We start from the raw sequence: 12,510 nt of genomic DNA, 5'->3' as shown, positions 1-12,510 counted from the left end.
AAGGAGTTGCCCTGATGAGCAGCCTGTCCGTTTACCACGTCTCAAGCCCTGACATTCCGAACAAGGTGCTGACACATTTCGAAGACATCGCTTCGACCCTGGCCGAACAGGGCGTGCGTTTCGACCGCTGGCAAGCCACCGCGAAAATCCAGCCCGGCGCCAGCCAGGAAGAAGTGATCGCGGCCTACCAGGAGCAGATCGACAAGCTGATGACCGAGCGAGGCTACATCACCGTCGATGTCATCAGCCTGAACAGCGACCACCCGCAAAAAGCCGAACTGCGGGCCAAGTTCCTCGATGAACACCGCCATGGCGAGGACGAAGTACGATTTTTCGTCGCCGGCCGTGGGCTGTTTACCCTGCACATCGACGATTATGTCTACGCCGTGCTCTGCGAGAAAAACGACCTGATCTCGGTCCCGGCCGGTACGCCGCACTGGTTTGACATGGGCGAGCATCCGCATTTCGTGGCGATCCGTTTGTTCAACAACCCCGAAGGCTGGGTTGCCAAGTTCACCGGCGAAGACATCGCCAACCGCTTCCCGCGCCTGGAGGACTGATTCAATGCCGATCAAAGCGATTCTCACCGACATCGAAGGCACCACCAGCGCGGTGAGTTTTGTGTTCGACGTGTTGTTTCCCTACGCAGCTAAACACTTGCCGGACTTTGTTCGCCAACACGCCGCACGGGCGGATGTCGCTGAGCAACTGGACGCCGTGCGTCGGGACAGTAACGAACCCGAGGCAAACGTTGAGCGGGTCATTAAAATCCTGCTGGGCTGGATCGCCGAAGACCGCAAGGCCACGCCGCTCAAGGCGTTGCAAGGCATGGTCTGGGAGCAGGGCTATCAGGCCGGGCAGTTGAAAGGCCACGTGTACCCGGATGCCGTTGAAGCGCTCAAGCGCTGGCATCAGCAAGGTTTTCAACTGTTTGTGTATTCCTCGGGCTCGATCCAGGCGCAGAAGCTGATCTTCGGCTGTTCGGAAGCGGGGGATTTGTCGCCGCTGTTCAGCGGTTATTTCGACACCACGTCGGGACCCAAGCGTGAGGCGCAATCATACGAGCGCATCACTCAGGCCATTGGGTTGGAAGCAGGGCAGATTCTGTTCCTGTCCGACATCGTCGAAGAACTGGACGCGGCCCGCGCGGCGGGAATGGCGACGTACGGGTTGGCGCGAGAGGGCGGCGAATTGGCAGGGCACATGACCGTCGACAGCTTTGCGCGGATCAACCCCACCGCCATGTAACCCACACAACCTGTAGGAGCGAGGCTTGCCCGCGAAGGCGTCCGATCAGCCAACATTTATATCGCCTGATACGCCGCCTTCGCGGGCAAGCCTCGCTCCTACAGGGTATGCAGGGGGATTGCAGGGGATTGCGTGACGCCAGAAACAATTCAGGCCGTGAAGCGAAAGCTATCACGGCCTGTTTGTTTAAAGCGCCAATCGATTTACGCCGAATGATAAGTCGGCAAAGCAAACCGCTGCTGGCTCTGCAGCATCGAGATTTGCGGCAATTCGCTGGCCTGTTCAGCCAGGTCACGGCGGATCGCGCTGATCACCCACGACAGTTGGTCGCCGGCATGCAATTGCTGGTAGGAAATCGAGCGTTTAAAGACTTTGCCTTCGGTGCTGCGCAGCGTCAGCAGGATGCCACCGTCAGGGCGTGCCTGGGTGGTCACGTCGAAGTTGGAGAACAGCGAGGTAAATTTTTCTTGGATCAGGCTCATGTCTATCAGCTCCGTTAGCACTTGATTAGCAAGCATGGAGAGGTAGTTGCAGCGTTTGTGCCAGCACTGAAATTTTTAAAAGTCGTTATAAATCAATTTGTTATGTAGATGTCGATTTTTTGCTTTCGTGCAATCTGCATGAATGGCCATCGTGCATCCTGCATTTTGCGGGGTTTCGCACGATTGAATGGAACGAATGGCACGGCCAGGGATCACGTTTGCCCAGGTATCCAGGGCGGATACAAAACATTGCAAAAACCGCGTGTACAGCTCCAGAACCGCTGACGTATTTTCGGGCTCAATCAACGCCGCCCGACAATAAGAAGATCGAACGGGAGCCACCATGAGCGACACGATTACCTGGGGCATGATGCTCCGCAAATTGCCGACCATCGCCAAAGCCATCCCCCGCGTGGTGAAGGGCATGAAGGTCGCCAACGTCAAGGACCCGACCCAACCGTGTGGCCTCGGCTGGACCTTCGAGCAAGCAACCTTGCGCAATCCCGACGGCGTCGCCTTGCTGCAAGACGCGGTGGCGCTGACGTACACCCAAGTCAATCAGTGGGCCAACCGCATTGCCCATCACCTGATCGACCAGGGGATCGGCAAGGGTGATGTGGTGGCGATCTTCATCGAGAACCGCCCGGAACTGCTGGTGACGATCCTGGCGGTGGCCAAGGTCGGGGCGATCAGCGCGCTGCTCAATACTTCGCAAACCCGCGATACCCTGGCCCACAGCCTGAACCTGGTGGCGCCGGTGGCGATCATTGTCGGCGAGGAGCTGGTGCCGGCCTATTCGGCGGTTCGCGAGCGGGTCGAGATCGCGGCGGCGCGCACCTGGTTCGTCGCCGATCGCGATACCTACAGCTATCCGGGCATTTCGCCCGATCGTTTCATCAACCTGATGATGGCCAGCGCCGACGCCTCCAGCGACAACCCGGCCAGCAGCCATCAGGTGTTTTTCGACGATCCCTGCTTCTACATCTATACCTCCGGCACGACGGGGTTGCCGAAGGCCGGCGTGTTCAAGCATGGGCGCTGGATGCGCAGTTCCGCCAGCTTCGGCCTGATCGCCCTCGATATGCAGCCCGAAGACGTGGTGTATTGCACCTTGCCGCTTTATCACGCCACCGGGCTGTGCGTGTGCTGGGGCTCGGCCATCAGCGGCGCGGCGGGGTTCGCCATCCGCCGCAAGTTCAGCGCCAGCCAGTTCTGGAACGATGTGCGCAAATACCGCGCGACCACCCTCGGTTATGTCGGCGAATTGTGTCGCTACCTGGTTGATCAACCGGCCAGCGCCGACGACAGCCAACACGGCGTGACCAAGATGATCGGCAATGGCCTGCGCCCCGGCGCCTGGCGCGAATTCAAGACGCGCTTCGCGGTGGACCACATCTGCGAGCTCTATGCGGCCAGCGACGGCAACATCGGTTTCACCAACATCCTCAACTTCGACAACACCATCGGTTTCTCCCTGATGTCCTGGGAATTGGTGGCGTATGACCACGACAGCGGCGCGCCGATTCGCAACGCCAAGGGCTTGATGAGCAAAGTCGCCAAGGGCGGGCAGGGCTTGTTGCTGGCGAGAATCGACGACAAGGCGCCGCTGGACGGCTACACCGATCCGCAGAAAACCGAGAAAGTCGTGCTCCACGATGTGTTCGCCAAAGGCGACCGCTACTTCAATACCGGCGACCTGCTGCGCAACATCGGTTTCGGCCACGCGCAATTCGTCGATCGCCTGGGCGACACCTACCGCTGGAAGGGCGAGAACGTCTCCACCACCGAGGTCGAGAACATTCTGTTGCAGCATCCGAACATCTGCGAGGCGGTGGCCTACGGCGTGGAAATCTGCAACACCAACGGCCGCGCCGGGATGGCGGCGATTACGCCCACCGAGTCCCTGGCCACCCTGGATTTCACCGAGCTGCTGAGCTTTACGCGCCAGCACATGCCGGCGTACGCGGTGCCTTTGTTCCTGCGCCTGAAAGTGAAAATGGAAACCACCGGAACCTTCAAATACCAGAAGACCCGACTCAAGGATGAAGCCTTCGACCCGGGCAAGACCGGCGATGACCCGATCTACGCCTGGCTGCCGGGTACCCAGACGTACGTGCGAGTCACCGAGCAGGTGCTGGCGGACATTCGTGGTGGCAAGTACCGCTATTGAATCTGGCTATGGCCGCGCTTGAGAAAAAAGGAGTGACAGGCGCCGGGGCGCTCGGGAAACTGTCGGCTTTCCGATTGACCGAATAGAGAGTCCCCCATGTCAGACCAAAGCCGCCAGATGACGCCCGAAGAAGCTGCCGAATTCGCCGAACAGGTGTTCAACAAAGCGCGCGAGGGCGATGCGGCCATGATGGCGGCGCTGCTGACCAAAGGCCTGCCGCCGAACCTGCGCAACCACAAGGGCGACACCTTGCTGATGCTCGCTGCCTACCACGGCCACGTCGAGACGGTAAAAGTGCTGCTGGAACACAAGGCCGACCCGGAAATCCGCAACGACAACGGCCAGAGCCCGATTGCCGGCGCCGCGTTCAAGGGCGACCTGGCGGTGGTCACGGCGTTGGTCGAAGGCGGGGCGCAAGTCGAAGGCTCGTCGTTCGACGGCCGCACGGCGCTGATGATGGCGGCGATGTTCAACCGCGTTGAAATCGTTGATTACCTGATCAGCAAAGGCGCAGATCCGAAGGCCAAGGACGCCAATGGCGTTTCGGCGCTGGATGCGGCCAAAACCATGGGTGCCGTGGATACCACCGCTCAACTGCAGAAATTGCTCGGCTGATATGCCTGGCGCAGTCCCCTGTGGCGAGGGAGCTTGCTCCCGCTGGGGCGCGTAGCGGCCCTCAAACCAGGCAATGCGATCCTTCAGGAAAATCGCATGCGCCGGATTTACGACTGCTTCGCAGCCGAGCGGGAGCAAGCTCCCTCGCCACAGGTCCATGCCAGATCCCGCCAAAATTCCTGCGAATGCGCTATCCTTCGCGCCCTCAAAATCTCCCTCGCTACAGGATCCATCCCCATGAAAACCGCACTCGTCGAACTCATCAGCAAAATCAGCTCCGGGTGCATGGGCGATGATGAAATCCTGAAGATCGCTGACGAAGCGGCCCAGGCCTACGCCGATCCCGAAGTTTTCCTGGCCGCCAACCCGGACATCAACTACGACGACACCTTCCCGATGCCGTTAGGCGAATGGGTCGTGGTGGGCAGTCTGCCGGAGACCGTGCTGTTCCAGGCTGACACCTACATGGACCTGTTCGCCCAGATCGTCTCTTCGTTCGGCCCGGGTGTGGACTTCAACATCAAGCCCAAGCAACTGGCCAAGACCGAAGCCCTGACCGCGCTCAACCGCATCCAGGTGCAGATGGGCAGCATGAACAAGGAAAACGGCGGTTACACGCTGATGAACTTCAGCCAGTTGCTCGACGACGAACTGCAAGTGGTGCTGGTCTACGGCAACGACGTGCCCCGCGTACTCGAACTGTGCGCTCAGGTCGGCATCGCCGCTGCGCCTTCTCTGGAAGCCTTGAAAGTGGCAATCCACGTTTAACGCAATAAAACGGAACCCTCGCAGGAGCCGACTATCCTAAGACTGCATGCCACTTTCTTGGGAGCAACACTATGGGTTCCAGTTTTAACGGTCTGGTTGGCCTGATCATTCTTGCCCTGGACATCTGGGCCATCATCAACGTGCTGAAAAGCGGTGCAGAAACCGGGATGAAGATCATCTGGGTGCTGCTGATCCTGCTGCTGCCGGTACTGGGCCTGATCATTTGGGCCATCGCCGGGCCACGGGGGAATGTCCGTATCTGACACCACCCTCTGTAGGCGCGAGGCTTGCCCGCGAAGGCGTCGTGTCATTCAACATTGATATCGACTGACACGACGCCTTCGCGGGCAAGCCTCGCTCCTACAGGATCGCGGTTCGTCATCACGTGACGTTCGACCTGTCATGTTCCGCAACGTAGAATGCGCCCCTTTGCCGGGCAATCGAGCCTTTCGATTGGCCATCATGGGCGGGTAACCGTCCGTTGCCGCCGCATTCATCGGAGCACTTCCCATGACCACCACCAAAACCAGCGAATACCTGGAAACCCTCTACGAAGGCTACGGCCAGCGTTTTCGCATGGAAAAACTGCTGCACGAAGTGCGCACCGAACACCAACACCTGGTGATCTTCGAAAACCCGCGCATGGGCCGGGTCATGGCGCTGGACGGTGTGATCCAGACCACCGAAGCCGACGAATTCATCTACCACGAAATGCTCACCCACGTGCCGATCCTCGCCCATGGCTCCGCCAAGCGCGTGCTGATCATCGGCGGTGGCGACGGCGGCATGCTGCGTGAAGTGGCCAAGCACGGCAGCGTCGAGCACATCACCATGGTCGAGATCGACGGCACCGTGGTCGACATGTGCAAGGAGTTCTTGCCAAACCACTCCAAGGGCGCGTACGACGACCCACGGCTGAACCTGGTGATCGATGACGGCATGCGTTTCGTTGCGACCACCACCGAGAAATTCGACGTCATCATCTCCGACTCCACCGACCCGATCGGGCCGGGCGAAGTGCTGTTCTCGGAAAACTTCTACCAGGCCTGCCACCGCTGCCTGAACGAAGGCGGCATCCTGGTGACCCAGAACGGCACGCCGTTCATGCAACTGGGCGAAGTGCGAACCACTGCCGGGCGCCTGCGCAGCCTGTTCCCGGATTGGCACTTCTACCAGGCAGCCGTGCCGACCTACATCGGCGGCGCCATGACCTTCGCCTGGGGCGCGACCAACACCGCGTATCGCAAGTTGTCCCGCGAAACCCTGCAACAGCGCTTCGCCGGCAGCGGCATCATCACCCGCTACTACAACCCGGAAATCCACATCGGCGCGTTCGCCATGCCGCAATACGTGCTGAACGCGATCAACAAGCCAAGCAACGACTAAGTTATCCACAATCTCTGAACAACGCGTAACCCCTGGATAACGCGTAACCCCTGTAGGAGCGAAGCTTGCTCGCGAAAGCGGTGCATCAGTCGACATGTGTATTGACTGATACACCGCTTTCGCGAGCAAGCTTCGCTCCTACAGGGGTTTTTGTTTTTTCATGAGTCAGCGTCCAATCCGTTTGAACGATCAGCCCGCCCAAAAGTCCAGATAGTTGTAAGCCCATTTGCGGGTTTGATCGAGGAGGCACTGATGCAAAAGTGGAAAATCACTTTCGTGGATGATCACGGCGAAACGCTCGACGAAGTCTTTGAGTGTGACGAGTGCCCGGATAACGAGCACGCGGCCAAACTCATCAAGGCCCGACTCCTTCCTGTGGCTGCCGAACTGGATCTGAACGATCTGGAAGGGCGAACCAGCGACGCCAGCGTCAAAAGTCTCAAGACCCAGAACAGCATTCAAATCCTCGGCATCACTCCTGTCTGAACCTCACCTGTCTCATTCTCAACCAGGCCTTGGCAGCGGCTCCGACTTGGGGCTACTCTGCAAGCGAGATCAGCGAACGGATCGCTAAGGTCTGGTCTTGTCAGCTACATGCTTAAATCCCGGCGGCAACCTGGTTGCCGTATCGCCTTCACCATTCGGTTGCGGGCGTCGGGTGTACGGAAAGTCTATCCATAGGGTTTTAGGAGGACGTTTCATGAGCACAGCCTATCAAGAAGACATCAGCACCAGCGTACTGCGCCGCATGAAGGAAGGCGGTTTCGACTTTTCACGATTCCATCCCATCGAGTTCTACGCGATTTTCCCGGACGAGGAGCGGGCACGCAGGGCGGCAGGTCATTTCTGTGGTGAATCCTTGAATGCCCAGATCAGCGTGCGCGACGACGGCGCATGGCACCTGGAACTGAGCAAAGTGATGTACGCCACCTATGACGGTATCGGCGACTTTGAGCAGGACTTCGAGGCGGTGGTTGAACCTTTGGGCGGCATCATCGAAGGATGGGGCGTCAAGCAGGAGGTACGAGGGCTACTCGCATAACACTATGAACAGCGACAACATTCACTAACGGCTGACCTTCGGGTTGGCCGTTTTCGTTTGTGGTTGCCTGAAACCCTGTTGGCAAAACGCTGAAACAAGAATCCTGGGCAAAAAAAACCGCCTGAACAGGCGGCCAAAGGGAAGTTCGAGAGGTTTTGCAACGATTGCGCGGATTATCCGCACCATCCCTCGGGCAGTGAAATCAACTCTGACTATGCTGGTGATAGGCGACAACATTGCTTCGCAATGAAGCGGGGGCAATCAGGTTGGGGCGTTTGCCGCACAGCATTGGTGCGGTGCTTTTGGGGCGATTATCCAACTGATTGAAATCTAAGCGTTTATGCCGATGGCACGGGCCTTGCGATGCCTAGATGTCCGGGTGACAAGGAGTACGGCATGATCCGCACCTATTTTGATGAGATGTACGATGCCGGCGGCCTGGTCCGCCCGCATTACCGGGAGTTTGCCCGTTGGCTGGCCGAAACGCCTGACGAGCTTTTGGCACAACGGCGACGCGAGGCCGATCTGTTGTTTCATCGCGCCGGCATAACCTTCACGCTCTATGGGGATGAGCAGGGGACAGAGCGCCTGATTCCCTTCGACACCATTCCCCGCAGTATCCCCGCCAGCGAATGGCGGATCGTCGAACGGGGCTGCATCCAGCGGGTCAAGGCGTTGAACATGTTCCTCGCCGACCTCTATCACGAGCAGCGCATCATCAAGGCCGGCATCATCCCGGCCGAGCAGGTGCTGGCCAACGAGCAATATCAGTTGGCGATGCAAGGCCTGGATTTGCACCGGGATATCTATTCCCACATTTCCGGCGTCGATCTGGTGCGCGACGGCGACGGCACGTACTACGTGCTCGAAGACAACCTGCGTACCCCGAGCGGCGTGAGCTACATGCTCGAAGACCGCAAGATGATGATGCGCCTGTTCCCCGAGTTGTTCGCGGCGCAACGCATCGCGCCTATCGACCACTACCCGAACCTGTTGCTCGACACCCTGAAAAGCTCCAGCCCGATCGATAACCCGAGCGTGGTGGTGCTGACGCCGGGCCGTTTCAACAGCGCGTTTTTCGAGCACGCCTTTCTGGCGCGAGAGATGGGCGTGGAACTGGTGGAAGGCGCGGACCTGTTTGTGCGCGATGACAAGGTGTTCATGCGCACCACGGACGGGCCGAAAGCGGTCGACGTGATTTACCGGCGCCTCGACGACGCGTTCCTCGATCCGCTGGCGTTCAACCCGGATTCGATGCTCGGTGTGCCGGGGCTGTTGTCGTCCTATCGCTCCGGCAACGTCGTGCTGGCGAATGCCATCGGCACCGGAGTCGCGGACGATAAGTCGGTGTACCCGTTCGTAACCGACATGATTCGTTTCTATCTGGATGAAGAGCCAATCCTGAAAAACGTGCCGACCTTCCAATGTCGCAATCCCTCGGAGCTGTCCCACGTCCTGGCCAATCTCCCCGACCTGGTGGTCAAGGAAACCCAGGGCTCCGGTGGTTACGGAATGCTGGTGGGGCCGGCGGCGACGGCGGCGGAAATCGAGTCGTTCCGCGCACGGATCAAAGCCAAGCCCCACGCGTACATCGCGCAACCGACCTTGTCGCTGTCGACCTGTCCGACCTTTGTCGAAAACGGCATCGCGCCACGCCACATCGACCTGCGTCCGTTTGTATTGTCTGGCCGCGAAACCCGGGTTGTGCCCGGTGGTTTGACCCGTGTTGCTTTGCGTGAAGGCTCCCTGGTGGTGAATTCCTCCCAGGGCGGCGGCACCAAGGACACCTGGGTGGTCGAGGATTGAAGGAAGCCTGCCATGTTAAGTAGAACTGCCTCGGATTTGTATTGGATGTCGCGTTACCTGGAGCGGGCGGAAAACCTCGCACGGATGCTCGACATCAGTTATTCGCTGTCGCTGATGCCGCAGGACGGCCGTGGCGATGGCCTGCATGAACTCGCCATGCCGCTGCTGATCACCGGCACCCTGGACGATTACCTGGAGCGCCACGGCGAGTTGCACGCCGAACGACTGCTGCATTTCTTCGCCCTGGACGCGGCCAACCCGGCGAGCATCTACAGCTGCCTCGGTTCGGCGCGGGCCAGTGCCCACGCGGTGCGTGGGCGAATCACCGCCGACATGTGGGAAAACATCAACGCCACCTGGCTGGAAATTCGCGGGATCGCGGAACAGGGCTTGAGTCGCTATGGCATGAGCCGGTTTTGCGAGTGGATCAAGGAACGTTCCCACCTGTTTCGCGGCGCGTCCTACGGCACGATCATGCGTAACGATGCGTTTCGCTTCATTCGTCTGGGAACGTTTATCGAGCGGGCCGACAACACGCTGCGCCTGCTCGACGCGCGCTACGAAATGGCCGGCGATCAGGCCGAAGCGGTCAGCGACGGTACGGCTCACGCCTATTACCAGTGGAGTGCGTTGCTGCGGGCCTTGTCCTCGTTCGAGGCCTATACCGAGATCTACCGCGATGCGCCAGGTGCCCGACATGTCGCCGAGCTGTTGCTGCTGCGCGCCGACGTGCCGCGTTCACTGCGTGCCTGCACCGAAGAAATCGACCAGATCCTCGCCCAGTTGCCGGGGGCCAACGGCCGTCCCGCACAACGCCTGGCGGCGGAAATGGACGCGCGCCTGCGCTACACCGGCATCTCCGAAATTCTCGACGAAGGCCTGCACGCCTGGTTGACCGAGTTCATCCCGCTGGTGCGCCAGTTGGGTAACGCCATTCACAGTTCCTACCTGGAGGCTGCATGAGACTTTCCATTAGCCACGAGACCACCTATCACTACGAAGATCAGGTGCGGGCGAGCATCCAGTATTTGCGGCTGACCCCTCACGACAGCGAGCGCCAGCACGTGCTCAGTTGGCAGCTCGACCTGCCGCGCCCGGTGCGGGCGCAACTCGATCCGTTCGGCAACATCCTGCACGTGCTGACCATGGACGAACCCCACGAGGCGATCATCATTGGCGCCCGTGGCCAGGTGGATATCGACGAACTGCGCGAAGCCGAGCACGAGAGCCAGTCGGCGCTGCCGTTCCTGCGCTTCACCCGGCTGACCGAAGCCGATGAAGCCCTGCGCGGGTTCGCGGAAAAGGAATGCAAAAAACGCCGGGACCGTACGGCGCTGATCGACTTGATGCAAAGCCTTAACCAGTACATGACCTACACGCCCGGTTCCACCGAAGTCGACACCACGGCGGCCAAAGCCTTCGCCGGGCGCTCCGGTGTCTGCCAGGATCACACCCACGCGTTCCTCGCCTGCGCCCGCAGCCTGGGGATTCCGGCGCGCTATGTGTCGGGGTATTTGTACAGCGAAAACAGCGAACACCTGGCCAGCCACGCCTGGGCCGAAGCCTGGCTGGATGACGCGTGGTACAGCTTTGACGTGACCAACCAGTTGGCACGGCCGGAGCGCCATCTGAAATTGGCGGTGGGCCTGGATTACCTGGACGCCTGCCCGGTACGCGGCATGCGCCGGGGCGGTGGGTGCGAACAGATGCATGCGAAGGTGTTTGTCTCACCGACGCCGGTGCCGATGCCGGCGCCAGTGATCTCCGTCCAGCAGCAGTAACCCTCACGCTGATCGTTCCCACGCTCTGCGTGGGAATGCAGCCCGGGACGCTCCGCGTCCCAGAAGCAATGGGATGGACTCCTCCTCACTTCGGCATCTTGAGTGCCAGACTGAAAGTGCGAACCACAGTCAACGGTGAGAAGGAGTCCACACATGAAGCTTATGCGAATTGGGGTCGACCTGGCCAAGAACGTGTTTCAGATCCACGGCGTGGATTGTCATGAGCTACCCGTCTGGCGGCAGCGTTTATCGCGCGATCGCTGGCTGCAAACGGTGCTGGAAAAGATCGAACCCGGCTGTGAGATCGGCATGGAAAGTTGCGGTGGTGCGCACCATTGGGCGCGGCAACTACAAGCACGCGGATTTCGGGTGAAGCTGATCGCGCCGCAGTTCGTCAAACCGTACGTCAAGAGCAACAAGAACGACGCCAACGATGCCGAGGCGATCTGCGAAGCCATGAGCCGCCCCAGCATGCGCTTCGTCGCCGTCAAGACCATCGAACAACAGGATATTCAGGCGACGCATCGCATCCGGGCCGGCTTAATCGAACAGCGCACGGCCAAAGCCAATCAGATTCGTGGGCTGATCGCCGAGTACGGCCTCGTTGCGCCGAAGGAATTACTGATGCTGCGTCGCGCAATACCTTGCTGGCTGGAAGATGCAGATAACGGTTTGACGGCACGCTTTCGTCGTCTGCTGAATGGCTTGTGGGACGACCTACGCGCACTTGACGAGCGCGTGAGCGAACTCAATGGCGAGATATCTGCAATCGCGGCAAGTGAACCAACGGCCGTCCGCTTGCAGCAGTTACGCGGTGTAGGCCCAATGATCGCTACCGCGCTCATCGCCGCTATCGGTGATGCCCGCCAGTTTGCCAATGGCCGACAATTGGCGGCCTCACTAGGGCTGACACCCAGACAACACAGTTCTGGCGGAAAGGACCGATTACTTGGCATAAGCAAACGAGGAGATGCCTATTTGCGAACGTTGATGGTCCATGGTGCTCGATCAGCACTGCGCACGGCCAAATCCAAAGACGACCGGCTCAGCCAGTGGGCCGTCCGTTTGGCCGAGCGATCACATCCCAATGTGGCCGCTATCGCGCTGGCCAACAAAACTGCACGCATGGCTTGGGCAATGCTGCGCAATGACACTGATTACCAACCGGACAGGGCCGCAGCCTGACCCACAGACTTAAACGCCAACGAGTAA

14 protein-coding genes are annotated in these 12,510 nt (G+C 59.7%); 13 read left to right on the top strand and 1 reads right to left on the bottom strand.

Translation table 11 applies throughout. The features are described from left to right. Window positions 1-14: 14 nt before the first annotated feature. Both ACZ89E_RS13570 and mtnC read left to right on the top strand, forming a co-directional pair. Entirely contained in the window at window positions 15-560 is a 546-nt protein-coding gene (locus ACZ89E_RS13570) for a 1,2-dihydroxy-3-keto-5-methylthiopentene dioxygenase (protein ID WP_149656884.1), read from the top strand. Window positions 561-564: 4 nt separating this feature from the next. Then, window positions 565-1,248 (top strand): acireductone synthase, encoded by a 684-nt coding sequence (gene mtnC, locus ACZ89E_RS13565; RefSeq protein WP_476255854.1) that lies wholly within the window; start codon window positions 565-567, stop codon window positions 1,246-1,248. Window positions 1,249-1,451: 203 nt separating this feature from the next. Here the strand turns inward: mtnC and ACZ89E_RS13560 are convergent, their stop codons facing one another. Continuing rightward, window positions 1,452-1,730, bottom strand: a complete 279-nt coding sequence (locus tag ACZ89E_RS13560) for a DUF3509 domain-containing protein (protein WP_054048577.1) — start codon at window positions 1,728-1,730, stop codon at window positions 1,452-1,454. Window positions 1,731-2,073: 343 nt separating this feature from the next. Between ACZ89E_RS13560 and ACZ89E_RS13555 the strand changes: the two genes are divergently transcribed. The 11 genes from ACZ89E_RS13555 (at window position 2,074) to ACZ89E_RS13505 (ending at window position 12,483) form a co-directional block, all read left to right on the top strand. Beyond that, window positions 2,074-3,900 (top strand): long-chain-acyl-CoA synthetase, encoded by a 1,827-nt coding sequence (locus ACZ89E_RS13555; RefSeq protein ID WP_476255853.1) that lies wholly within the window; start codon window positions 2,074-2,076, stop codon window positions 3,898-3,900. A 96-nt stretch (window positions 3,901-3,996) separates the two neighbouring features. Next, window positions 3,997-4,515: an ankyrin repeat domain-containing protein gene (locus ACZ89E_RS13550; RefSeq protein WP_149656881.1), complete on the top strand. Its 519-nt coding sequence runs from the start codon at window positions 3,997-3,999 to the stop codon at window positions 4,513-4,515. Between the two features lie 237 nt (window positions 4,516-4,752). After that, the gene (locus ACZ89E_RS13545; protein WP_476255852.1) at window positions 4,753-5,283 is read left to right on the top strand and encodes a hypothetical protein; all 531 of its coding nucleotides are present in this window, start codon (window positions 4,753-4,755) and stop codon (window positions 5,281-5,283) included. Window positions 5,284-5,354: 71 nt separating this feature from the next. Beyond that, window positions 5,355-5,546 (top strand): PLDc N-terminal domain-containing protein, encoded by a 192-nt coding sequence (locus ACZ89E_RS13540; protein ID WP_123403173.1) that lies wholly within the window; start codon window positions 5,355-5,357, stop codon window positions 5,544-5,546. A 247-nt stretch (window positions 5,547-5,793) separates the two neighbouring features. Beyond that, entirely contained in the window at window positions 5,794-6,669 is an 876-nt protein-coding gene (gene speE / locus ACZ89E_RS13535; RefSeq protein WP_476255851.1) for a polyamine aminopropyltransferase, read from the top strand. A 252-nt stretch (window positions 6,670-6,921) separates the two neighbouring features. Then, a complete protein-coding gene (locus tag ACZ89E_RS13530) occupies window positions 6,922-7,155 on the top strand; it encodes a hypothetical protein (RefSeq protein WP_149656879.1) in 234 nt (77 codons plus the stop codon). Between the two features lie 214 nt (window positions 7,156-7,369). Further along, on the top strand, window positions 7,370-7,711 hold the full coding sequence (locus ACZ89E_RS13525; RefSeq protein WP_054048564.1) for a ribonuclease E inhibitor RraB: 342 nt from the start codon (window positions 7,370-7,372) through the stop codon (window positions 7,709-7,711). A gap of 396 nt (window positions 7,712-8,107) precedes the next feature. After that, complete coding sequence (locus ACZ89E_RS13520; protein ID WP_054048561.1) at window positions 8,108-9,517, top strand: circularly permuted type 2 ATP-grasp protein; 1,410 nt, start codon at window positions 8,108-8,110, stop codon at window positions 9,515-9,517. A gap of 12 nt (window positions 9,518-9,529) precedes the next feature. After that, window positions 9,530-10,480, top strand: coding sequence for an alpha-E domain-containing protein (locus tag ACZ89E_RS13515; RefSeq protein ID WP_133836635.1), 951 nt, complete (start codon window positions 9,530-9,532; stop codon window positions 10,478-10,480). After that, window positions 10,477-11,298 (top strand): transglutaminase family protein, encoded by an 822-nt coding sequence (locus ACZ89E_RS13510; RefSeq protein ID WP_133836636.1) that lies wholly within the window; start codon window positions 10,477-10,479, stop codon window positions 11,296-11,298. Before ACZ89E_RS13515 ends, ACZ89E_RS13510 begins: the two co-directional genes overlap by 4 nt. Before the next feature lie 153 nt (window positions 11,299-11,451). After that, complete coding sequence (locus ACZ89E_RS13505; protein ID WP_463259842.1) at window positions 11,452-12,483, top strand: IS110 family RNA-guided transposase; 1,032 nt, start codon at window positions 11,452-11,454, stop codon at window positions 12,481-12,483. The last annotated feature ends 27 nt before the right edge of the window (window positions 12,484-12,510 follow it).

Source organism: Pseudomonas sp. TE3899 (genome assembly GCF_056279105.1).
This window is presented reverse-complemented; position numbering and strand designations above follow the sequence as displayed.

Bases quoted from the DNA above. Each gene is read 5' to 3' on its own strand.
- ACZ89E_RS13570 (WP_149656884.1), top strand. From the start codon at position 15: ATGAGCAGCCTGTCCGTTTACCACGTCTCAAGCCCTGACATTCCGAAC.
- mtnC (WP_476255854.1), top strand. From the start codon at position 565: ATGCCGATCAAAGCGATTCTCACCGACATCGAAGGCACCACCAGCGCG.
- ACZ89E_RS13560 (WP_054048577.1), bottom strand. From the start codon at position 1,730: ATGAGCCTGATCCAAGAAAAATTTACCTCGCTGTTCTCCAACTTCGAC.
- ACZ89E_RS13555 (WP_476255853.1), top strand. From the start codon at position 2,074: ATGAGCGACACGATTACCTGGGGCATGATGCTCCGCAAATTGCCGACC.
- ACZ89E_RS13550 (WP_149656881.1), top strand. From the start codon at position 3,997: ATGTCAGACCAAAGCCGCCAGATGACGCCCGAAGAAGCTGCCGAATTC.
- ACZ89E_RS13545 (WP_476255852.1), top strand. From the start codon at position 4,753: ATGAAAACCGCACTCGTCGAACTCATCAGCAAAATCAGCTCCGGGTGC.
- ACZ89E_RS13540 (WP_123403173.1), top strand. From the start codon at position 5,355: ATGGGTTCCAGTTTTAACGGTCTGGTTGGCCTGATCATTCTTGCCCTG.
- speE (WP_476255851.1), top strand. From the start codon at position 5,794: ATGACCACCACCAAAACCAGCGAATACCTGGAAACCCTCTACGAAGGC.
- ACZ89E_RS13530 (WP_149656879.1), top strand. From the start codon at position 6,922: ATGCAAAAGTGGAAAATCACTTTCGTGGATGATCACGGCGAAACGCTC.
- ACZ89E_RS13525 (WP_054048564.1), top strand. From the start codon at position 7,370: ATGAGCACAGCCTATCAAGAAGACATCAGCACCAGCGTACTGCGCCGC.
- ACZ89E_RS13520 (WP_054048561.1), top strand. From the start codon at position 8,108: ATGATCCGCACCTATTTTGATGAGATGTACGATGCCGGCGGCCTGGTC.
- ACZ89E_RS13515 (WP_133836635.1), top strand. From the start codon at position 9,530: ATGTTAAGTAGAACTGCCTCGGATTTGTATTGGATGTCGCGTTACCTG.
- ACZ89E_RS13510 (WP_133836636.1), top strand. From the start codon at position 10,477: ATGAGACTTTCCATTAGCCACGAGACCACCTATCACTACGAAGATCAG.
- ACZ89E_RS13505 (WP_463259842.1), top strand. From the start codon at position 11,452: ATGAAGCTTATGCGAATTGGGGTCGACCTGGCCAAGAACGTGTTTCAG.